Source organism: Nocardiopsis sediminis, assembly GCF_042650565.1.
In the GTDB taxonomy this organism is placed as follows: domain Bacteria; phylum Actinomycetota; class Actinomycetes; order Streptosporangiales; family Streptosporangiaceae; genus Nocardiopsis_B; species Nocardiopsis_B sediminis.
Genome location: NZ_JBHSBH010000014.1, coordinates 40,798 through 61,638, shown reverse-complemented (window position 1 = coordinate 61,638; position 20,841 = coordinate 40,798). Strand labels below are relative to the sequence as shown.

The following is a 20,841-nucleotide window of genomic DNA, read 5'->3' as shown; positions in this document are numbered from 1 at the left end:
CCGCCGCCGAGGCGGCGAGCAGGGCCGTCGCAAGGACGCGTGAGGCGGCGGGCGGTGGGCGCAGTCGCATGGGGGGACCTTTCCTCGATCGGGTGGCCGCAGCGGGCCGGCCCACCCAGGGTGCCCTCCCGGGCGGCGGATCGGGAGGCCGCCGGGTGAACATCGCGTACCGGATGGCGCGGTCCCGGCCGTTCCGGCCGCCTCCCGTGTCAGGCGGGCAGGCCGATGCGCTGGAACTCGTGGCTCATCTCCACCGTGCGGAACCCCAGTGCCACATTGACGGCCAGCATGGGCCCGTTGCCCTCGGCGTTCCAGGTGTGCACGTGCGTCCGGCCGCCGGCGAGGCGGCCGAGCAGTTCGAGGTTGCGGACCTTGAGGGCGGCGCTCAGCCGGCGCCCGCGGTGCTCGGGCATGACCAGCGTGTCGTCCTGGTAGACGATGCCGGGCACGTGATCGGGAACGTCGAGGAGGGTGTAGCCGGCCGGATCGCCGTCGGCGGTGAGAGCGGCGGTGACGATGAGGGTCTTCCCCTCCGCCTTCTCGCGCCGCTCGGCGGCGCGCACGCGTTCCGGGGGCCACGTGGTGGGCGCCTGGTCGAGGTCGCCCGCGGGGACATCGGTCTCCATGACCCCGCGCATCCGGGAGTAGGCGCCGAGGTGCTCATCGGGGCACGCGCCCACCCACGAGACCGTTGTCAGCCCCGCTGTCGCCAGGATCGCGCCGGCGTCGACCGCCGAGACGACGTCGGGGGTGAGCGGCAGGTCGAGCACCGAGTGCTTCTCGCACAGCGCGCTGGTGAACCCGTTGCGCAGGGCGAACCGCGCGCCTTGGCTGGTGTCGTGGCCCGCGCCCGGCGCGAGGCCCACCTCGCAGGTGAGCGTCGTCCGTCCGTTCTCGGCGGCCACCGCGTACGCGTGCGCCAGCAAGGCCGAGCCGTGGCCGCGTCCCCGCAGGCCGGGGCGGACGTTGAGGTCGATGCTCATGGTGTGCGCGTTGCTGCGCAGGGGCATGTGCACCCAGAGCGTGCCCACGACCTCGCCGTCGTCGACGGCCGCGTAGGCGCGATCGTCGTATAGGTCGTCGGTCCGGTTCAGCTTCACCCGGCACTCCTCGAACGCATCGATCAGCGGCGCCGGCCGGCCCACGAGCGCGCCCTCGCGCATCGCGGCGTACCAGGCGCTCAAGGCGGCCTCGTCCGCCGGATCGATCCGCCGAACCGCGGGCACCGTCACCGTCATCGTCGTCTCCCTGGCCGTTGTGCGGTCGCTCCCTGTTATGGCCCACCGGGCCGTGCCGGGGCAACCGGTTTTCCGGCGGGCCCCTCGTGTGGCCGACCCCTTGACCGACCATCGTTAGCGATATATCGTCGAGCTATCTCGATAAGAGATCGTGTATCGCCAATCGATCGCAACCGATCGCAATCGATCGGGGGAATCAGGAGGACACCATGACCGCGATGTCGATGCCCTGGTCCTGGGGCGGCGGACGCCCCGACGACCGAGCGTCCCGGAACCCGGGAACCGGCGGCTGGGACGCGCCCGCACCCGACAACGACGAGCCCGCGCGCCGCGGCCGCAGAGAGGCGCGGCGCGCGGCGCGGCGGGCCTGGGCCGAGGCCGGCGGCCCCTGGGGGCCGTGGAACGCCATGGGCGGCCCCGGCGACCACCACCCGGGCTGGCACCCGCCGCACCCGACGCCACCGCCGCACCCCCCGCAGCCGCCCCGGCCGCCGCACTGGGGAGGCGGGGCGCCCTTCGGGCCGGGAGGGCCGTTCGGCCCCTTCGGCGGCGGGCACCGGCACCGCCGGGGCGGCGGCCCGCGCGCCCGCCGCGGCGACGTGCGCACGGGCATCCTGCTGCTGCTCGCCGAGGAGCCGCGCAGCGGCTACGAGATCATCCGCGAAGGCAAGGAGCGCAGCAACGGGGCCTGGCGGCCCAGCCCCGGGTCGGTCTACCCCATGCTCCAGCAGCTGGAGGACGAAGGGCTCGTCCGCCCGGCCGAGAACGCCGGAGGCGGGCGCCGCAGGCCCTTCGAGCTGACCGACGAGGGCCACGGCTACGTCGAGCAGAACGCGGCCGACCTCACCGCGCCGTGGGAGAGCGTCGCCGAGGAGTACGAGGACTCCCAGGCGCGCTACGCCGAGATCGCGGCGCTGGCCTACCAGCTCTCCGCCGCGGCCGCGCAGGTCGCCCAGGCGGGCACCGACGACCAGCTCGACCAGGCCAAGCGGCTCCTGGCCGAGACCAAACGCGGTCTCTACCGCATCCTCGCCGAGGACGACCGCGCCGAGGACGCCGACGCAGCCGCGGAGGACGACGGCTCCTGACCGGGGCCCGTTCGGCCGGGGGCGGGGGCGGCAGCGGGGGCGCTGTCCCCGCCCCCGCGGCCGTTGAGAACGGGCTCACTCCCCGACGGTGCCGTCCGCCAGTTCGCGCAGGATGTCCAGGTGCCCGTTGTGCCGCGCGGTCTCCTCCACCATGTGCACCAGCACCCACCGCAGCGTCACCGGCCGGGGGTCGGAGCCGGAGACGCGGGCCGCGCTCCCCAGTTCCAGCCGCGCCGTGATCTCGCGTGACCGCGCGCACTGCGCCCCGTACTCCGTCAGCAACTCGCCCAGCGGCGCGTGGGCGCCCAAGCGCCATTCGGCGTCGATATCGTCGGGGGTATAGGGTCCTTGATCGGGCAGGCCGAGGAGGCGCACTTCGAACCAGAAGTGCTCGACCCAGCGTAAATGCGCGACGACCCCGCCGATCGAGGTCAAGGGGGACGAGGCCAGGGGCGCCGCCCCTGCGTGCTCGGCGGCCAGGCCCGCGCACTTCTCCCACACCGTCGCCCGATGCCAGTCCAGCCACGATGTGAGCATGGTGCGCTCATCCGCGGAGAAAGGCGGGTCCACACGGTGCGGGGCGTTCGTCGTGTTCGTCATCGGGCCATTGTCGGCAGGCGCCGGGACGGGGACCACCGGTTTTCGCCGGTGGGGCCGCTGCCGGCGGGCACAGGGGGAAGGGATCGGGGAGCGCAGTGACGGGAAGAGGCGACGCACCCGCCCCCACGGTGCGCAGGCGTATCGCCGTGGGCGCCGCCGTTGCGGCGGCGATCGCGGCCCTCGGCATCCCGCTGGGCCTGCTGTGGTGGCTGGTCGCCCCGCGGCCTGACGTCACCGTGGTCACCGGCGGCGACACCATGCCCTACCCGGTGTCGGAGTCGATGTTCGCCATGGACGGCTCCTACGCGCTGATCATGATGGTCACCGGGATCGCCACGGGCTACTGCGCCTACCTGGTCCAATACCGGCTGGCCGTGCGCGACCACACCGACCTGCGGCTGACCTGCCTGTTCGCGACCGCCGGCGGCGCCCTCGCGGGTTCGGTGATCGCCTGGCGCCTGGGCGTCCTGCTCGACGCCGCCGAGTTCGGCCGCGCCCTCGACCAGGCCGCCCCGGGCGACCTCATCCGCTCCGGCCTGCGGCTCGAGGCGCTGAGCGCGCTCGTGGTTTGGCCGTTCGTCGCCGTGCTCCAGTACGGCCTGTTCGACGGCGTGAGCCTATGGCGCCGCGACCTCCCCGTCCAGCGAGCCGAACTCGACGCCGAGGCCTTCCCGGCGGACCACCCCGGAGCCGCCGCGACCGGCCCCGAGGAGCCCAGCGGGCCCGGTACCCCGGCCGACGGCCCTACCCGGGACCCCTCCCGCTGACCACCGGTCCCCGGACCACCGCGAGCACGCGGCAGGGACGACGGGGGCAACCGCGGCCGGGCAGGGGACCACGAAGCCCCTCCGGCACGGGCGAGCAGTGGTCCGCGCGGTTCGGTGCCCCGGGTTCACTCATTCATGGCCGGGCCGGCGGCTCCCGGGGGTGGAGGCGGCGCCGCCCCAGCCGCCGTTGCGGCCGTCGACGGTGAAGTCGCCGCCCAGGCCGGAGCCGGGGCCGCCCACCGCCCGTCCGCAGGCGGCGGCGAAGGAGCGCACGAGCCCGAACTCACGCAGTCCGCCCTCCGGGAACGGGCACAGCCCGCCGGGGCGCCCGCGCAGGGCGCGGAACCCGATGAGGGCCGTCGCCCGCAGGGCGGCGTCGACCGGGTTCGCCCCCGGGGAGCCCGTGCGGGCCTCGGCCAGCAGCGCGTCGCCCGCCAGGGTGCGCGGCCCCAGCCCGCCCCCGGTCAGCCGGTAGACGCCGAACAGCGCGAACCACCCGCCGAACAGGCCCAGCGCGCACAGCAGCTCCGCCCGCGCCGCGCTCGCCGGTGCCGCTGCGGCCGTGGCGGCAACGGCCGCGGTCACGGCGCCGGGCATGCCGCCGATGCACCGGTCGGTCAGGTGCAGCAGGAACGGGTAGGCCAGGAGGAGCAGCCCGAAGACCACCGTCCGGGCGCCGGACCACCCGCCCGACGGCAGGATCGCCGACACCAGCGCGCATCCGCCCGCTACCACGCCCGCCGCGCCGATGAGCGCCTGGAGGATCCAGGCGGCGCGCCGGACCACCCGCATCCACCGCATCCGCTCCGGTGGGAAGAGCAGCCCGAGCCGGCGCAGCCGCCAGAGCAGGGCCACCGTGGGGTCGCCCTTGCCGGCGGCGGACACCAGCTGGTCCGCGGGCACCGTGCGGTCGTCGGGCAGCCGGGCGTCGAGCAGCCGCGTGAAGGGGGCGGGGGAGAGCGGACGGGGCGCCGGTCCGCCCTCGGTGTGCCGGGGACGGGCCACCGCTCCGTGCCCGTGGGCGACGGCGCGGCCGGTCAGGTACAGCTCGGCCAGGGCGACCTCCCCCAGCCGCTGAGCGCCCCCGGCGAGCATGCCGAGCTCGAAGGGGCTCAGCTCCAACGGACCGACGGGCGGCCGCAGCGGACCGCCGGCCCTGATTCGCGCGTAGCGGTGGCGCGTCAGCGCGTAGCAACAGGCGATGGCGGCGTAGCACAGCGTCAAGCCGAGTACGACCGCCCCGACCATCGTGCCTCCTAGTGCACCCGTCCGCCGCAGCGTCCCCCCACGGTAGATCCGCAACAGCGCCCCGACAAGGGGCGATCGACCGGCTACAAGGGGTCATCGTAGACGCCACGCGGCACATCCGGCCGGACCGCGCCCGCCGGGAGGCGCCTTCGCCGGTGTGAGCGAGTGGTGGCCGCGGCGGCAGGCCGTTGGTGCGGGGTGCCTGCGAAGTCTGTGCACGACCGGTGTACCGCCGCGAGGGGTCCGGCGATGGCCGGGGCAGGAGGTCATTGTCGAGGCGCGCAGCGGGTCCGGCCGGACTGTCGCGGGCTCCAGAGGGTGACGACCCTGGCCTGGAGCGAGGGCGTCCCCTGGCTCACGACGAGCCGGGACCCGCCCCTTCCCAGGCGGTCCTCGGTGGCGGGAACGGACGGGGCGCGCGCCCGGCGCGGCACCTCTCACCCTGCGGCGATGGGCCCGGTGGTGGCGCCGGTGAGGTGGATGAGGTCGGCGGGGGAGAGCTCCATTTGGAGGCCGCGGCGGCCTGCCGACACGTACACGGTCGCGTGCGTGGTGGCCGACGCGTCGATGACCGTCGGCAGGCGCTTGCGCTGGCCCAAAGGGCTGATCCCGCCCCGGACGTAGCCGGTGGTCCGCTCGGCCGCCTTCGGGTCGGCCATCGTGGCCTTCTTCCCGCCCGCCGCCGCTGCCAGCGCCTTGAGGTCCAGGCTCGCGCTGACGGGCACCACCCCGACCGTGAGGGCGCCGTCGACCTCGGCGACCAGGGTCTTGAACACCCGACCCCGCTCGACGCCCAGCGCGTCGGCGGCCTCCTCGCCGTAGGACGCCCCGCCGTCGCCGGACGCCTCGTAGGGGTGCAGGGTGAACCCGATCTTCGCGCGCCCGGCCGCGACCGTCGCCGGGGTGCCCTTCCCGCTCACAGGTGTCCTCTCTACTCCCGGCCGCGGGCCGGGTCCGGGGGTGGCCGGGATCAGTTGAGGCTGACCGACCGGCTCATGAACTGCCCGGCGGGCAGTGTGGGCAGCGAGCTCAGCACGCGGTTCTCGCGGCGCAGCAGCCCGGCGGCCATCTCCAGGCGCGCGGCGGCGTGGTCGGCCTCCAGCAGCAGCTGCTTGTCCCGCTGATCGACGATCATCGCAGCGGAGACCGCGTAGGACAACGGCAGGGGGCCCGCCGGCAGCTCCGAGGGCGGATCGGTCGGCACGCCGACCCGCTTCAGCCGCTCGCAGTAGACGCCGAAGAGCCGCCCCACGTGCTCGGCGTGCCCGTCGGCGTCCAGCCCCACCGCATCGGGGATGGGGGTGGTGTCCGCGCGCGGGTAGGGGTGGTCGTCGTCGGCGGGCCACACCTCCTCGACCCGGAACCGCGAGCCGCCCTCGACCATGAGGTCGAAGCGGCCGTCGCGGTGGCCGCGCACGGTGCGGATCTCGGCGACGCAGCCGACCGCGGAGAGCTGGTGGGCGGAGCCGGAGCCCACCTCGTGGCCCAGTTCGATGCCGACGATCCCGAAGGAGCGCGCGTCCTCGGCGGGCAGGTCCAGCAGCTCGGTGATGAGGCGACGGTACCGCGACTCGAACACGTGCAGCGGCAGCGTCCGGCCGGGGAACAGGACGCTCCCCAGCGGGAACAGCGGTAGCCGGTTGGGCATCCCCCAAGTATGCCCAACCCGGCGGCGGGGGCGGAGCGGGGCCGCGCCGCCCCCGCCGGAGGCCGGGAGACCGCGGCACCCGCGGTGTCGTGGCTCGCTCAAGGCCGCCCGAGACGTCGGGGAGCAGGGGCGGGAGACCCGCGGGCCCGGCCGTGTCGCGGGCCTGCTCAAGGCCGCCCGCCACGTTCGGGAGCGCAGTCAGGAGACCGCGGGACCCGCCGTGTCGTGGGCCGGTCCGGGGCCGCCCGCCACGTCGGGCATCTCGCGTGCGACCCAGGTCTCGATGTCGAAGAGGTCGGCCGCGCCGCGCTCGACGATGTTGAGCAGGGTCGTCATCGTCGCGACCTCCTCGACCTGCTCCTGGAGGAACCAGTTGAGGAACTGCTCGCCGGTGTAGTCGTGCTCCTCACGGGCGACACGCGCCAGCAGCTGGATCTGCTCGGTCACCTGGCGCTCTTGGCGCAGCGCCAGGGCCACGAGCTCGCGCGGCTCGCTGAAGTCGGTCTGGATTTCGCCGATACCCGGAATGTTGGGGGCTACCTCATTGTCGATGAGGTAGCGCACCATCATGGTGGCGTGGTCGCGCTCCTCCAGCGATTGCCGGTAGAAGACGCGGGCGAGCTGCTGGAGGTCGCGGTCGTCGAACCACGCGGCCAGCGCGAAGTACTGGTGTGATGCGGTGAACTCGTGTCCCACCTGGTCCAACAGTAGGCGGTGGAACTTCGACAGCCCGTGCTCGGGGGTTCTCGTTGGCGCATTCATGTTCTCCACGATAACTCAGGACAATGGCCTGGTCGATGAATGAAAAGGTAATGCCGAACACCAAGGCAAGCCTTTTCGAAGCATTATTAGGTTAGGTGTCCCAAAGTTAGGCGTGGCTTATTGGGCGGATTTATGTCGACGTCTTTACGTGCCCGTGCCCGGGCACGCCCGGCCCCCGTGCCGCACGCCCGCCGGCGCCGCCCGCCAAGAGCGCGGCCCGGCCGGCGCGCCCCGGGCGCGTCGCGCCGTGCGATGCCCCCGGTGAACACGGCCACCACCGGGTCTGACGTGCCGCAGGACCCCTAGAATGGGCGCGTGATCTCCCGAATCGATCTCCGAGGAAACCCAGGCGACCCGCGCGACCTGCTCCCGCGCCCCGAGCTGGACATCGAGGCCGCGCTCGACAAGGTCCGGCCGATCTGCGAGGACGTCCGCCATCGCGGCTCCGAGGCGCTGTTCGAGCTGGCCGAGCGGTTCGACGGCGTCCGCCCCGCCGCCCTCAGAGTCCCCCGGGAGGACATCGACGCTGCCCTGGCCGGGCTCGACCCCGATGTGCGCGCGGCCCTGGAGGAGTCCATCCGCCGCGCCCGCCTGGTCCACGCCGCCCAGCGCCGCAGCGACACCACCACCCAGGTGGTCCCCGGCGGCACCGTCACCGAGCGGTGGGTGCCCGTCGGCCGCGTCGGCCTGTACGCGCCCGGCGGCCGTGCGGTCTACCCCTCCAGCGTCATCATGAACGTCGTGCCCGCCCAGGAGGCCGGGGTCGCCTCGCTGGCCGTCGCCTCACCGCCCCAGGCCGAGTTCGGCGGCCTGCCGCACCCCACCGTCCTCGCTGCGTGCGCGCTGCTCGGCGTCGACGAGGTCCACGCCGTCGGCGGCGCCCAGGCCGTCGCCATGTTCGCCTACGGCACCGCCGACTGCGCGCGCGCCGACATGGTCACCGGCCCCGGCAACATCTGGGTGGCCGCCGCCAAGCGGCTGCTCAAGGGCGTCATCGGCATCGACGCCGAGGCCGGGCCCACCGAGATCGCCATCCTCGCCGACGACACCGCCGACCCCGGCTACGTCGCCGCCGACCTCATCAGCCAGGCCGAGCACGACGTCGTCGCCGCCTCCGTCCTGGTCACCCCCTCTGTGGAGCTCGCGGGCAGGGTCGAATCCGAGCTCGCCGCCCGCGTCGCCGCCACCCGCCACCGCGACCGCGTCGCCGAGGCGCTGGGCGGGCGCCAGTCGGGCATCGTGCTCGTCGACGACCTCGACCACGGCCTCGCCGTGGTCGACGCCTACGCCGCCGAGCACCTCGAGGTGATGACCGCCGACCCCGCCGCCGTGGCCGCCCGCGTGCGCAACGCCGGGGCGGTCTTCGTCGGCGCCTACTCCCCGGTGTCCCTCGGCGACTACTGCGCGGGCTCCAACCACGTGCTGCCCACCGGCGGCAGCGCCTTGCACTCCTCCGGGCTCAGCGTGCAGACCTTCCTGCGCGGCATCCACGTCATCGACTACGACCGCGACGCGCTCGCCGAGGTCGCCCGCCGCGTCGTCGCCCTCGCCGAGGCCGAGGACCTGCCGGCCCATGGCGAAGCCGTCACCGCCCGCGTGGGCGGCGCCGCCGCGGCCGCCGTCGCCGCGCACACCGTCACCACCGGGGGGAACGCGTGACCGAGACCGGCACCGAGATCAGCATCGACGACCTGCCCATCCGCGACGACCTGCGCGGACGCAGCCCCTACGGCGCCCCGCAGCTCGACGTCCCGGTGGCGCTGAACACCAACGAGAACCCCTACCCGCCCTCCGAGCGGCTGGCCGGGGCGCTGGCCGGCGCGGTCGCCGCCACCGCGGCCGGGCTCAACCGCTACCCCGACCGCGACGCCGTCCGGCTGCGGGCCGGCCTGGCCGCCTACCTCGGCCACGGCCTCGACACCCGCGGCGTGTGGGCGGCCAACGGCTCCAACGAGGTCCTCCTCCAGATCCTCCAGGCGTTCGGCGGCCCCGGCCGCACCGCCATGGGCTTCGAGCCGTCCTACTCCATGCACCCCATCATCACGGGTGTCACCGGCACCGGCTGGAGCCCGCAGCAGCGCGGGCCCGGCTTCGGCATCGACCCCGATGCCGCGGTCGCCGCCATCACCCGCGAACAGCCCGACATCGTCTTCCTGACCTCGCCCAACAACCCCACCGGGACGGCACTTCCGCTGGAGGTCATCGAGCGCGTCGCCGCCGCCGCGCCCGGCATGGTCGTCGTCGACGAGGCCTACGCGGAGTTCCGCCGCGAGGGCACCCCCAGCGCCCTGTCGCTGCTGCCCGACCACCCGCGGCTGATCGTCACCCGCACCATGTCCAAGGCGTTCGCCCTGGCCGGCGCCCGCGTCGGCTACCTCGCCGCGCACCCCGCTGTGGTCGACGCCCTTCAGCTGGTCCGGCTGCCCTACCACCTGTCGGCGGTGACCCAGGCGGTCGCCGCGACCGCCCTGGACTTCGCCGACGAACTCCTCGGCGCCGTCAAGCAGCTGCGCGAGGAGCGCGACTCCCTCGTCGCCTGGCTGCGCGACCGCGGCCACGCGGTCGCCGACTCCGACGCCAACTTCGTCCTCTTCGGCGAGTTCGCCGACCGCTCCGCCGTCTGGCGCGGGCTGCTCGACCACGGCGTGCTCATCCGTGAGGTCGGCCCGCCCGGGTGGCTGCGCGTCACCGTCGGCACGCCCGACGAGATGGCCGCCTTCCGCACCGCGCTGACCGGGGTCACGGCCGGCGGCGGCCAACCCTGAGCCCGGCCCACCGCCCACACCGCCACACCACCAGGAGAGCACCAGCCCCATGAGCCGCACCGGCCGCGTCGAACGCACCACCAAGGAGACCAAGGTCGCCGTCGAGATCGACCTCGACGGCACCGGCACCGCCGACATCGCCACCGGCGTGGGCTTCTACGACCACATGCTCGACCAGCTCGCCAAGCACGGCCTGTTCGACCTCACCGTGCGCACCGAGGGCGACCTGCACATCGACGCCCACCACACCATGGAGGACACCGCCCTCGCCCTGGGCGCGGCCTTCCGCGAGGCGCTGGGCGACAAGGCCGGCATCCGCCGGTTCGCCGACGCCAAGGTGCCCCTCGACGAAGCGCTCGCCGAGGTCACCGTGGACGTCTCGGGCCGCCCCTACCTGGTGCACAGCGAACCCGAGGGCATGGCGCCCATCATCGGCCGCGACTACGACACCACCATGACCCGGCACATCTTCGAGTCCTTCGTCGCCCAGGCCCGCGTGGCCCTGCACGTCCACGTGCCCTACGGCCGCAACGCCCACCACATCGTCGAATGCCAGTTCAAGGCGTTCGCGCGGGCGCTGCGGTTCGCCTGCGAGCGCGACCCCCGCGTCACCGGCGTGCCCTCCACCAAGGGCGCCCTCTGATGGAGGACCTGGGGGCGATCCTCCTCCTGGCCCTGGGCGGGATCCTGGCCGGGGGGACCTACTCGATGTGGAAGGTCAACGTCTACATCGCCGTCGCGCTCGCCCTGTGCGCCGTGCTCGCCGTCGCCGGGGGCGTCCTCCGGCTCGGCTACCTGCCCCTCTGACCCCGCCCCACCGGGCACCCACCCCGCACCCCGACCCACGAAAGGCGGCCCCCGTGCAGCACCGCGTCGTCATCCTCGACTACGGATCGGGCAACCTGCGCTCCGCGCAGCGCGCAGTGGAGCGCACCGGCGCCCACGTCACCGTCACCGACGACCCGCACGCCGCCCTCGACGCCGACGGCCTCATCGTCCCCGGGGTCGGCGCCTTCGACGCGTGCATGCGCGGCCTGCGCGGGGTCGGCGGCGACCGGATCATCGGAAAGCGGCTCGCCGGCGGCCGGCCCGTGCTGGGCATCTGCGTGGGCATGCAGGTCCTGTTCGAACGGGGCGTCGAACACGGGGTGGCCACCGACGGCTGCGGCGAATGGCCGGGCACCGTCGAGCGCCTGCACGCCCCGATCGTCCCGCACATGGGCTGGAACACCGTGGACGTCCCCGGCGGCTCCCGGCTGTTCGCGGGCATCGACCCCGGCGAGCGCTTCTACTTCGTGCACTCCTACGGCGTGCTCGACTGGACGCTCACCCCCGACAGCCCCTACATCACCCCGCCCCTGGTCACCTGGAGCACCCACGGCACCCCGTTCGTCGCCGCCGTCGAGAACGGGCCCCTGTGGGCCACCCAGTTCCACCCCGAGAAGTCCGGCGACGCCGGCGCCACCGTCCTGGCCAACTGGGTCGCGACCCTCTGAGCGGGCTCCCCGCACGCGTCCGGCCCCATCAACGAAGGTCCAACGATTCGCATGCCCACCACCCTCGAACTCCTCCCGGCCGTCGACGTCGCCGGCGGCCAGGCCGTCCAGCTCGTCCAGGGCAAGGCCGGATCCGGCGGCCGCTACGGCGACCCCCTCCAGGCCGCCCTGGGCTGGCAGAACGCCGGCGCCGAATGGATCCACCTCGTCGACCTCGACGCCGCCTTCGGGCGCGGCCACAACCGGGAGCTGCTGACCGGCATCGTGGGCTCCCTCGACGTGCGCGTGGAGCTGTCGGGCGGCATCCGCGACGACGAGTCGCTGGAGGCGGCCCTGGCCACCGGCTGCACCCGGGTCAACATCGGCACCGCCGCGCTGGAGAACCCCGAGTGGTGCGCGAAGATCATCGCCGACCACGGCGACCGCATCGCCATCGGCCTGGACGTGCGCGGCACCACCCTGGCCGCGCGCGGCTGGACCCGCGACGGCGGCCACCTCTTCACCACCCTCGACCGCCTCGAGGCCGAGGGCTGCGCCCGATACGTCGTGACCGACGTCAACAAGGACGGCACCCTCAAGGGCCCCAACCTCGACCTGCTGCGCACCGTGTGCGAGCGCACCGACAAGCCGGTGGTCGCCAGCGGCGGCGTGTCCAGCCTCGACGACCTGCGCGCCATCGCCACCCTCACCCCCCTCGGGGTCGAGGGCGCCATCATGGGCACCGCCCTCTACGAGGGCGCGTTCACCCTGGAGGACGCGCTGAAGGCGGTGAAGGGCGCGTGAGCCTCGCCATCCGCGTCATCCCCTGCCTCGACGTCGACGCCGGCCGCGTGGTCAAGGGGGTCAACTTCCAGAACCTGCGCGACGCCGGCGACCCCGTCGCACTCGCCGCCCAGTACGACGCCGCGGGCGCCGACGAGCTCACGTTCCTCGACGTCACCGCCTCCAGCGGCGACCGCGAGACGACCTACGACGTCGTGCGCCGCACCGCCGGGCAGGTGTTCATCCCGCTGACCGTGGGCGGCGGGGTCCGCGCCGCCGCCGACGTCGACCGGCTGCTGCGCGCCGGCGCCGACAAGGTCGGCGTCAACACCGCCGCCATCGCCCGCCCCGAGCTGATCCGCGAGATCGCCGTCCGGTTCGGCAGCCAGGTGCTGGTCCTCTCCGCCGACGTGCGCCGCACCACCGGCGACACCACCACCGCCAGCGGCTTCGAGGTCACCACCCACGGCGGGCGGCGCGGCACCGGCATCGACGCCGTGGAGTGGGCCGCGCGCGCCGCCGAGCTGGGCGCCGGTGAAATCCTGCTGAACTCCATGGACGCCGACGGCACCAAGGCCGGCTTCGACCTGGAGCTCATCGGCGCCGTGCGCGCGGTCATCGACATCCCGCTCATCGCCAGCGGCGGCGCCGGGCAGGTCGAGCACTTCGCGCCGGCCGTCGACGCCGGCGCCGACGCCGTCCTGGCCGCCTCGGTCTTCCACTTCGGCGCGTTCACCATCGGCGACGTCAAGGCCGAGCTGCGCGCAAAGGGCCACGCGGTGCGTTAGACGACGGCCTGTCGCTCCGGGGGCGTGCCCGCCCCGTGTTCCCGGTTCCCAGGGGGCGCCCCGGCCGCACCCCCTGCTCCAGTGACACGCCACCCCCACCCGTCCCGCTTTCGCCCACGATGTCGCCCTCGCGTGGAATAGTGCGAAGAGGGCGGCTGCTGAACAGAAAAGAACTACGACCGCTCCGCCCCGCGGAGTAGGTTGTGTCCGCGTGCCGTCCCGTCATCGGATGGCACGTGTTCTTTGTGCGCGCTCTTCAGTGCGCGGTGGGTGAGGACCGAAGGGCAGGGTGGTGACGCATGGTCGCGGAGGACTCAGCGGACGGCGCGAAACCGGGCACGGCACAGGTGTTCGGACGCGGCATGCGCGTCTTGGGCGTGGCCATGCGCACCGAGCCCGGGGTGTTCGCCGTCGCGGTCGCCGGGGCCTCGCTGCACGCCGCCGTCACCGTCGGATCCGCCTCGGTCCTCGGTGGAATCACCGACGACGTCATCCTCCCGGCCTTCGCCGACGGCCGCACCACAGCGGCCGCCCTCGCCACCGCCGCCGCGCTGCTCCTGGGCGTCGGCGTCGCCAAGGCCCTCGGCCTGGCCGCCCGCCGCCTCTTCGCCGGCCTCATGCAGTTCCGCATGCAGGCCCGCTACCGGCGCGAGGTGTCGCGCACCTACCTGCGCCTCCCGCTGTCCTGGCACCACCGCCACCCCACCGGCCAGCTGCTGTCCAACGCCAACGCCGACGTCGAAGCCTCCTGGCAGCCCCTCGCACCGCTGCCCATGGCCGTCGGCGGTGTGGTCATGCTCGCCGTCGCCGCCGTGGCCATGATCCTCACCGACCCCGTCCTCGCCCTCGTCGCCCTGGTCGTCTTCCCCGTCCTGGCCGCCGTCAACGTGGCCTTCCAGCGCCGGGTGACCCCCATGGCCACCCGCGCCCAGGCGCTGCGCGCCCAGGTCAGCGAGGTCGCCCACGAGTCCTTCGACGGCGCCCTGGTCGTCAAGACCCTCGGCCGCGAGGACACCGAGACCGAGCGCTTCACCGTCGCCGCCCACCGCCTGCGCGACGCCCAGATCCAGGTCGGCCGCATGAGATCGGTGTTCGACCCGATCATGGAGGCCCTGCCCAACTTCGGCGTCCTCGCCGTCCTGCTCATCGGCTCCTGGCGGCTGTCGGCCGGCGCCATCGCCCCCGGCGACCTTGTGCAGATCTCCTTCCTGTTCACCCTGCTCGCCATGCCCATCCGCTCCTTCGGCTGGATCCTGGGCGACCTCCCCCGCGCCGTCGTGGGCTGGGACCGGGTGCAGGCGGTCCTGTCCGCATCGGGCGGGATGGAGCACGGCGACGCCGCCGTCGCCGGCCGCGGCGGGGTGCGGGTCGGCCTGCGCGACGTCTCCTTCTCCTACGAGGACGGCTACGACCCCGGCCACGACCCCGCCGCATCCTCCGGCCGCGACCTCGCCGCCGCCGGCCCCGCCGGGGACACCGCCCGCACCACCGTCCTGCACGGGGTCGACGCCGACTTCGCCCCCGGCCGCACCGTGGCCCTCGTCGGCCCCACCGGATCGGGCAAGTCCACCCTGACCACCCTGCTCATGCGCCTGGTCGACCCCGACACCGGGACCGTGACCTACGACGGCACCGACGTCCGCGACCTCGCCAAGGGAGAGATCGCCCGCGTCGCCGCCCTCGTCCCGCAGTCCACCTTCGTCTTCGAGGACACCGTCCGCGACAACGTCACCCTGGGCGCCGGCATCGACGACGCCCGGGTGTGGGCGGCCCTGCGCCTGGCGCGCGCCGACTCCTTCGTCGCCGCCCTGCCCGACGGCCTCGACACCCGCCTCGGCGAGCGCGGGACCACGCTGTCCGGCGGCCAGCGCCAGCGCCTCGCCCTGGCCCGCGCCGTCGTCCGCCGCCCCCGCCTGCTCATCCTCGACGACGCCACCTCGGCGGTCGACCCGCAGATCGAGGCGCAGATCCTGGCCGGGCTGCGCGACACCGAACTGGCCGCCACGGTCATCGTGGTCGCCTACCGGCGCGCCACCATCGAACTCGCCGACGACGTCGTCTACATGGAGCGGGGCACCATCACCGACCGCGGCACCCACGAGGAGCTGCTCGCCCGCTCCCCGGGCTACAACCGGCTGGTCACCGCCTACGAGCGGGCCGCCGCCGAGTCCGCCGAGCCCACCCCCGAGGTTGCGGCCCACCACGAGGCGCCCCCGATCGCCGTCGAGGCGGCCCTGCCCGTGCCACCCGACGGCACCGATGAGACCGAGGAGATCGCGCGATGAGCGCCCCCGCGACCACCACCCGCGAGCGCGGCCCCGCCGACGGCGCACCCGCCGAGGAGGCCCCGGCGCTGCACCGCTCGACCGACTCCGCGATCGGCACCATCCGCCGCGGCCTGCGGCTGTCCCCGGAGTTCGGCCGCGGGCTGGGCCTGACCCTGCTCTTCGCCGTCGCCGCCACCGCCGGCAAGGTCATCGTGCCCATCGCCGTGCAGCAGATCATCGACCGCGGCATCTCCGCCGGCGGCGCAGGCGTCGACCTGGGGTTCGTCGCCACCATGGTGACGGTGTGCGCCCTGCTGCTGCTCGCCACCATGGCCTGCTCCTACCTGATGAACTACCGGCTCTACCGGGCCACGGAGTCCGGCCTGGCCACGCTGCGCCGCAAGGCGTTCCGCCACGTCCACGACCTGTCGGTGCTCACCCAGAACAGCGAACGCAAGGGCGCCCTGGTCTCCCGGGTGACCTCCGACGTCGACCAGATCAGCACGTTCATGCAATGGGGCGGGCTGCTGCTGATCGTCAGCACCGGCCAGCTCCTGGTCGCCACCGTCCTCATGTCGGTCTACTCCTGGCAGCTCACCCTGCTGGTGTGGGTGTGCTTCCTGCCGCTGCTGTTCGGCGTGCGCTGGCTCCAGCGGCGGCTGTCGGCCGCCTACCTGAAGGTCCGCGAGCGCACCGGGGACATGCTCGGCGCCATCGGCGAGACCGTCATGGGCGCCGCCGTCATCCGCGCCCACGCCACCGAGGAGCGCACCGCCCGGCGCATCGACGACACCGTCCTGGCCACCCGGCGCGCCCAGGTGCGCGCGCAGCGCCTGTCCATGGCGGTCTCCCCGTTCGCCGAGCTGGTCGCGGCCCTGGGCAACGCCGCGGTCGTCGTCGCCGGCGTGCTGCTGGGCATCGGCGGCGACATCACCCCCGGTGAGCTGGTCGCCTTCCTGTTCCTGCTGACCCTGTTCGTCATGCCGATGATGATGGCCACGGAGATCTTCAACGAGGCGCAGAACGCCATCGCCGGCTGGCGGCGGGTGCTGGGCGTCCTGGACACCGTCCCCGACATCGCCGACCCCGGCGAAGCCGGGCGGGTGCTTCCGCGCGGCCCCGTGGGGGTGCGCTTCGACGGCGTCTCCTACGCCTACCCCGACGGGCCCACCGTGCTGGCCGGCGTCGACGAGGAGATCGCCCCCGGCACCCGGGTGGCGGTCGTCGGCGAGACCGGATCGGGCAAGACCACCTTCGTCAAGCTCCTCACCCGGCTCATGGACCCCGTCGAGGGCCGGGTACTGCTCGACGGCGCGGACCTGCGCGAGGTCGCGTTCTCGTCGCTGCGCAGCCGCGTGGTGATGGTCCCCCAGGAGGGGTTCCTCTTCGACAGCTCCCTGGGCGCCAACATCCGCTTCGCCCGGCCCGAGGCCACCGACGCCGAACTGGCGGCCGCCGTCCGCGAGCTCGGCCTCGCCGACTGGCTCGGCACCCTCGCCCACGGCCTCGACACCCCGGTCGGCCAGCGGGGCGAGTCGCTGTCGGCGGGGGAGCGGCAGCTCGTCGCCCTCGTGCGCGCCTACGTCGCCGACCCCGACCTGCTCGTGCTGGACGAGGCCACCTCGGCCGTCGACCCCGACACCGAGGTCCGCATCCAGCGCGCCCTGGACCGGCTCACCCGCGGGCGCACCTCGGTGACCATCGCCCACCGGCTCTCCACGGCCGAGGCCGCCGACGAGGTGTTCGTCTTCGACGACGGCCGGGTCGTCCAACGGGGCACTCACGGACAGCTGGTGGACCGGCCCGGCGTCTACGCCGACCTCTACGCCTCCTGGGTGCGCAGCTCGGCGTGAGCGGCGCGGGCCCCGGTGCGGGCCCGCAGCGGGACCCGTCAGACGCGGCGGCGCTTCCACCAGTGCGCGGCGAGCAGCTCGCCCACCACCGGCTCGGTGAGCAGCCGCACGTCGGGGTCGCCGTCGCCCAGGTAGCGCACGGCGGCCGCCGCGCCCTCCACCGCGCCGCCGACGGTGACCAGCGTGCCGTGCAGCTGGAGCAGGTGCTCGGCCACCCGGTCGTCGTAGTGCGATCCGGCGAACAGCAGCGCGCGGTAGTCGGTCACCGCCGCCAGATAGCGGTCGGTGTGCGACCACTCGCCCGACTCCGCCGCGTAGGCGGGCCGCACCGGCCCCTGGCGGATCGCCAGCGCCGCCTGCTGCGCCGATGCCAGCCGCTCCACCGGCGCCACCAGGTGGACGCCGTCGGGGGAGTCCAGAGCGGCGGCCACGCCCGGCACCCACGCCGGGGCGCGGTCGATCAGGTCGGCGATCGCGTTCGCCGCGCGGCGCAGGCCGCGCGTCAGGTCGCCGGTACCCGCCGCCGGCGCGCCCAGCCGGTGCCCGAGGAGCAGGAGCAGGGCCAGCGCGTTCTGGTAGGCGCGACACGCCAGCCCGCTGCGCTCGACGCCCGACATCAGCGGCACCAGGACATCGGCGTAGCGCGCCACAGGGGAGTCGGGGTCGGGGGTCAGCACGATGATCGCCGACCGCTCCACGTATTCGTCGAGCACCGTGCACAGCTCGCGCAGGCCCCCGCCCACCGACACCGCCACCACCAGCGTGTCCGGGCCCGGCGGCAGGGACCGCTCGGCCGCGGCGTACTCCGCGACCGCGCCCAGGCCCGCCAGCCGCATCCGGGCCGCAGCCGCTTCGCAGGCGTAGCGGGCGGCCCCCGTTCCCAGCAGCAGGATCCCCGCCGGTTCGTCGTCCACCAGGGCCGGCAGGGCGGAGAAGGGGTCGTGCCGGGCGAGGCGGTCGGCCAGCGCGGTCAGCGCGTCGGGTTTCGCCGCCAGGTCGGCGGCGAGCAGCTGGGCGGTCACGGGGCTCCCGGAAGTCGTCAATGGGTGGGCCGACGCCAGAGAACTCTAGTCAGCTCGCGAAGTGCGGGCCGCAGGCCGGCCGCCCCCGCCCCCCGCCACGGGGCGGGTATGGCCTTTGTCACCCGGGCGCCCTGGGGGCAACGGGTGCCCCCGCGGTGACCTTTGCCGAAGGCGCCATAGGCTGGAGGCATGAGCGTCAGCCTCCCCGGCAACGGCCCGGAGCCCGCAGCGGGCACCGGGCTCGACCCCGCCATCGCCGCGCGGCTCAAGCGCACCCCCGACGGCCTGGTGCCCGCCATCGTGCAGCAGCACGACACCGGCGAGGTGCTCATGCTCGCGTGGATGGACGACGAAGCGCTGCACCGCACGCTGACGACCCGCAACGCCACCTACTGGTCGCGCAGCCGCGGCGAATACTGGGTGAAGGGCGCCACCTCCGGGAACGTCCAGCACGTGGTCGCGGCCGCGCTCGACTGCGACGGCGACACCCTGCTCATCAAGGTCGACCAGACCGGCGGCGCCTGCCACACCGGCGACCGCACCTGCTTCGACGCCGCCCCGCTGCCGCTGGTTCCCGAGACGGGCGGGCCGACCCCGTGACCGCCGCCACCCCGCGCCCGGGGCGCCGCGGGTTCGCCGCCGCGCTCGCCGCCACCGCCGCGGGCGCCGCGGCGCTGGCGGCGGCATCGGGCCGCACCTGGGCCACGGGGGTGATCGAGGTCGCCGGTCCGACCGCCCCGGCGCCGGTCGAGCTGACCGGGGCCGACCTCGCCCCGGCGGCATCGGCCATGGGCATCGCCGGGCTCGCCGCCCTGGCGGCGCTCGTGGCCGCCCGCGGGTGGCCACGCCGCATCATCGGCCTGCTCATGGCCCTGTTCGGGTGCATCGCGCTCCAGTCGGTGTGGAGCGGGACCCGCCCCGCCGAACTCGCCCGGCTGGCCGCCGAGCAGGCCACCGCCGGGGGCCGGGCGGAGGCGCCCGGCCTCGCCGCCGCCTGGCCGGCCCTCGCCGCGGCCGGAGCGGTGCTGCTCGTGCTCAGCGGCCTGGCCACCGCCGTCCGGGGGCCCTCCTGGCCTGGTATGGGCAGCCGGTACGATCGCCACAGCGCGCCGCGTACCGCCCGCGCCGACGACCCCGCCGAGCTGTGGAAGTCGCTCGACAGCGGCGAGGACCCCACGCTCGATCCCGCGGCGCCGGACGCGGCCTCCCGTCCCGGCGCCCTTTCCGCCGCCTCCCGGCGATCCAGCCCTGCGGACAGCAGACCGAACGCATGAAGAAAGGCAGAGCCCTGATGGCCGACGAACACCACGATGACCACGGCAACACCGTTTCCGCCTGGTTCCTGACCATCTCCTGGATCGCGGTGTGGGCCGTGGCCGGCGTGGCGATCATCGGCGGTGGCGACCTCGTCACCTGGACCGCGATCGCCCTCGGCGCCAGCGCCGTGAGCGCCGCCGTCGCCGGGGTCATGAAGAAGGCCGGACTGGGCCGCAAGACGCCGCGCCCGGTGCCGCCGACGGCCGCGGAGTGGGCCGCCGCCCGCGCCGCCGCCACGGCCGCCCCCGAGCAGGCCGGCGACTCCGCCGAGCCCGCCCCCGCGACCGCCGGGTAGCGGCCCGGCCCGGTGCCCGGCATGGACGCCGGTGCGCGTCGCGGGTACATTGGCCGCACAGCGTCGTCGTCATCACCCGATTGCGGTCGGTTTCGACCGGCAGATCTGGCATGATTCGATTCTGCCCGCGACGCGAATGGGACGCCTCCCCAGCCATGACCCCCGTTGGTGCGCATCTCGTCCGGCACGCGAGGCCTTTTTTCCACATCCGTCGTCAGGAAAGACACTCCGACCATGAGCTACGGTCCTCCTCCCGGCCCTCCCGGCCCGCCCCAGCCGCCGTACGGTGGCGGCGGATACGGCCCCCCGCCTCCCGGAGGCCCTGGCGGCTTCGGCGGCCCGCCGCCCGGTGGTGGGGGCACCCCGCCGAACAACTGGCTGGTCGCGTCCATCATCGCCATCTTCTGCTGCTGGCCGCTCGCCATCCCGGCGATCATCTTCGCCACCAAGGTGAACACTCAGTGGAACGTCGGTGACTACGCCGGTGCCGAGGACGCCGCCGGCAAGGCGAAGATGTTCTCCATCATCGCCTTCGTCCTGGGCGGCCTCTGGGTCATCGGCTGGATCATCTACTACTTCGTGGTGCTCGCCGCTCTCGGCGCCGCCAGCACGACCTACTAAGCCCCTGCCGCCGCTCCCTGGTGTCCCCGGGGGGCTCCGGTACTTCGGCGCCGCCGCCCGCACGGGCGGCGGCGCCTTTTCTCGTTCCCGGGGGCGCCGGCGCGCCGGGGTCCGCACCCCGCGCGACCTGTACGATCCTCCGAACCTGCCAGGGCACGGCCAGGTCTCGACCGAGTCACGTTCGGTCGGCGTCACCCCCACGAGCAGCGAGTATGCCGTTACGACCGAGGCAGCGCCGCCTCTGAGCCGGTCATGCGGGCGGACAGCGAGCCCCCAGGGCTGTGCAACTATGTGCGAGCCCCAT

At 74.4% G+C, this 20,841-nt stretch carries 22 protein-coding genes; 15 read left to right on the top strand and 7 right to left on the bottom strand.

All coding sequences use genetic code 11. The features are described 5' to 3' along the window. Window positions 1–209 precede the first annotated feature (209 nt). Window positions 210–1,238, bottom strand: a complete 1,029-nt coding sequence (locus ACFOVU_RS21960) for a GNAT family N-acetyltransferase (protein WP_378536589.1) — start codon at window positions 1,236–1,238, stop codon at window positions 210–212. Window positions 1,239–1,447: 209 nt separating this feature from the next. Between ACFOVU_RS21960 and ACFOVU_RS21955 the strand changes: the two genes are divergently transcribed. Continuing rightward, the gene (locus ACFOVU_RS21955) at window positions 1,448–2,326 is read left to right on the top strand and encodes a PadR family transcriptional regulator (protein ID WP_378536587.1); all 879 of its coding nucleotides are present in this window, start codon (window positions 1,448–1,450) and stop codon (window positions 2,324–2,326) included. A 75-nt stretch (window positions 2,327–2,401) separates the two neighbouring features. Here ACFOVU_RS21955 and ACFOVU_RS21950 read toward each other — a convergent pair whose 3' ends face one another. Then, window positions 2,402–2,926 carry a DinB family protein gene (locus ACFOVU_RS21950; protein ID WP_378536586.1) on the bottom strand — a complete coding sequence of 175 codons (525 nt, stop codon included), beginning with the start codon at window positions 2,924–2,926 and terminating at the stop codon, window positions 2,402–2,404. A gap of 95 nt (window positions 2,927–3,021) precedes the next feature. On the opposite strand from ACFOVU_RS21950, the gene ACFOVU_RS21945 reads away from it, so the two are divergent. Next, window positions 3,022–3,693 (top strand): hypothetical protein, encoded by a 672-nt coding sequence (locus tag ACFOVU_RS21945; RefSeq protein WP_378536584.1) that lies wholly within the window; start codon window positions 3,022–3,024, stop codon window positions 3,691–3,693. 129 nt (window positions 3,694–3,822) lie between these two features. Here ACFOVU_RS21945 and ACFOVU_RS21940 read toward each other — a convergent pair whose 3' ends face one another. From ACFOVU_RS21940 to ACFOVU_RS21925, 4 genes are all read right to left on the bottom strand, one after another. After that, on the bottom strand, window positions 3,823–4,941 hold the full coding sequence (locus ACFOVU_RS21940) for a TIGR04222 domain-containing membrane protein (RefSeq protein WP_378536583.1): 1,119 nt from the start codon (window positions 4,939–4,941) through the stop codon (window positions 3,823–3,825). Window positions 4,942–5,378: 437 nt separating this feature from the next. Continuing rightward, entirely contained in the window at window positions 5,379–5,861 is a 483-nt protein-coding gene (ybaK, locus tag ACFOVU_RS21935; RefSeq protein WP_378536581.1) for a Cys-tRNA(Pro) deacylase, read from the bottom strand. 50 nt (window positions 5,862–5,911) lie between these two features. Next, complete coding sequence (locus tag ACFOVU_RS21930) at window positions 5,912–6,589, bottom strand: LON peptidase substrate-binding domain-containing protein (RefSeq protein WP_378536580.1); 678 nt, start codon at window positions 6,587–6,589, stop codon at window positions 5,912–5,914. Between the two features lie 198 nt (window positions 6,590–6,787). Continuing rightward, a complete protein-coding gene (locus ACFOVU_RS21925; RefSeq protein WP_378536578.1) occupies window positions 6,788–7,351 on the bottom strand; it encodes a ferritin in 564 nt (187 codons plus the stop codon). Window positions 7,352–7,666: 315 nt separating this feature from the next. On the opposite strand from ACFOVU_RS21925, the gene hisD reads away from it, so the two are divergent. The 9 genes from hisD (at window position 7,667) to ACFOVU_RS21880 (ending at window position 17,282) form a co-directional block, all read left to right on the top strand. Next, window positions 7,667–9,010 carry a histidinol dehydrogenase gene (gene hisD / locus ACFOVU_RS21920; RefSeq protein WP_378536576.1) on the top strand — a complete coding sequence of 448 codons (1,344 nt, stop codon included), beginning with the start codon at window positions 7,667–7,669 and terminating at the stop codon, window positions 9,008–9,010. Beyond that, window positions 9,007–10,116, top strand: coding sequence for a histidinol-phosphate transaminase (locus ACFOVU_RS21915; RefSeq protein ID WP_378536574.1), 1,110 nt, complete (start codon window positions 9,007–9,009; stop codon window positions 10,114–10,116). Before hisD ends, ACFOVU_RS21915 begins: the two co-directional genes overlap by 4 nt. 49 nt (window positions 10,117–10,165) lie before the next feature. Continuing rightward, window positions 10,166–10,759: an imidazoleglycerol-phosphate dehydratase HisB gene (hisB, locus tag ACFOVU_RS21910; protein WP_378536572.1), complete on the top strand. Its 594-nt coding sequence runs from the start codon at window positions 10,166–10,168 to the stop codon at window positions 10,757–10,759. Then, window positions 10,759–10,923 (top strand): hypothetical protein, encoded by a 165-nt coding sequence (locus tag ACFOVU_RS21905; protein ID WP_378536571.1) that lies wholly within the window; start codon window positions 10,759–10,761, stop codon window positions 10,921–10,923. Before hisB ends, ACFOVU_RS21905 begins: the two co-directional genes overlap by 1 nt. A gap of 53 nt (window positions 10,924–10,976) precedes the next feature. Beyond that, entirely contained in the window at window positions 10,977–11,612 is a 636-nt protein-coding gene (gene hisH, locus ACFOVU_RS21900; RefSeq protein ID WP_378536569.1) for an imidazole glycerol phosphate synthase subunit HisH, read from the top strand. A gap of 51 nt (window positions 11,613–11,663) precedes the next feature. After that, a complete protein-coding gene (gene priA / locus ACFOVU_RS21895) occupies window positions 11,664–12,395 on the top strand; it encodes a bifunctional 1-(5-phosphoribosyl)-5-((5-phosphoribosylamino)methylideneamino)imidazole-4-carboxamide isomerase/phosphoribosylanthranilate isomerase PriA (RefSeq protein WP_378536567.1) in 732 nt (243 codons plus the stop codon). Continuing rightward, a complete protein-coding gene (gene hisF / locus ACFOVU_RS21890) occupies window positions 12,392–13,162 on the top strand; it encodes an imidazole glycerol phosphate synthase subunit HisF (protein ID WP_378536566.1) in 771 nt (256 codons plus the stop codon). Before priA ends, hisF begins: the two co-directional genes overlap by 4 nt. A 299-nt stretch (window positions 13,163–13,461) precedes the next feature. After that, the gene (locus ACFOVU_RS21885; protein WP_378536564.1) at window positions 13,462–15,447 is read left to right on the top strand and encodes an ABC transporter ATP-binding protein; all 1,986 of its coding nucleotides are present in this window, start codon (window positions 13,462–13,464) and stop codon (window positions 15,445–15,447) included. After that, entirely contained in the window at window positions 15,444–17,282 is a 1,839-nt protein-coding gene (locus tag ACFOVU_RS21880; RefSeq protein WP_378536562.1) for an ABC transporter ATP-binding protein, read from the top strand. The genes ACFOVU_RS21885 and ACFOVU_RS21880 overlap by 4 nt, the downstream gene beginning before the upstream one ends. A gap of 38 nt (window positions 17,283–17,320) precedes the next feature. Here the strand turns inward: ACFOVU_RS21880 and ACFOVU_RS21875 are convergent, their stop codons facing one another. Then, window positions 17,321–18,304 (bottom strand): SIS domain-containing protein, encoded by a 984-nt coding sequence (locus ACFOVU_RS21875; RefSeq protein ID WP_378536561.1) that lies wholly within the window; start codon window positions 18,302–18,304, stop codon window positions 17,321–17,323. 189 nt (window positions 18,305–18,493) lie between these two features. Here ACFOVU_RS21875 and hisI point away from each other — a divergent pair, with 189 nt between their 5' ends. From hisI to ACFOVU_RS21855, 4 genes are all read left to right on the top strand, one after another. Further along, complete coding sequence (gene hisI, locus ACFOVU_RS21870; protein ID WP_378536560.1) at window positions 18,494–18,904, top strand: phosphoribosyl-AMP cyclohydrolase; 411 nt, start codon at window positions 18,494–18,496, stop codon at window positions 18,902–18,904. Continuing rightward, the gene (locus ACFOVU_RS21865; protein ID WP_378536558.1) at window positions 18,901–19,578 is read left to right on the top strand and encodes a Trp biosynthesis-associated membrane protein; all 678 of its coding nucleotides are present in this window, start codon (window positions 18,901–18,903) and stop codon (window positions 19,576–19,578) included. The genes hisI and ACFOVU_RS21865 overlap by 4 nt, the downstream gene beginning before the upstream one ends. A 17-nt stretch (window positions 19,579–19,595) precedes the next feature. Next, the gene (locus ACFOVU_RS21860) at window positions 19,596–19,916 is read left to right on the top strand and encodes an HGxxPAAW family protein (RefSeq protein ID WP_378536782.1); all 321 of its coding nucleotides are present in this window, start codon (window positions 19,596–19,598) and stop codon (window positions 19,914–19,916) included. Between the two features lie 234 nt (window positions 19,917–20,150). Then, window positions 20,151–20,537 carry a CD225/dispanin family protein gene (locus ACFOVU_RS21855; RefSeq protein WP_378536556.1) on the top strand — a complete coding sequence of 129 codons (387 nt, stop codon included), beginning with the start codon at window positions 20,151–20,153 and terminating at the stop codon, window positions 20,535–20,537. Window positions 20,538–20,841 lie beyond the last annotated feature (304 nt).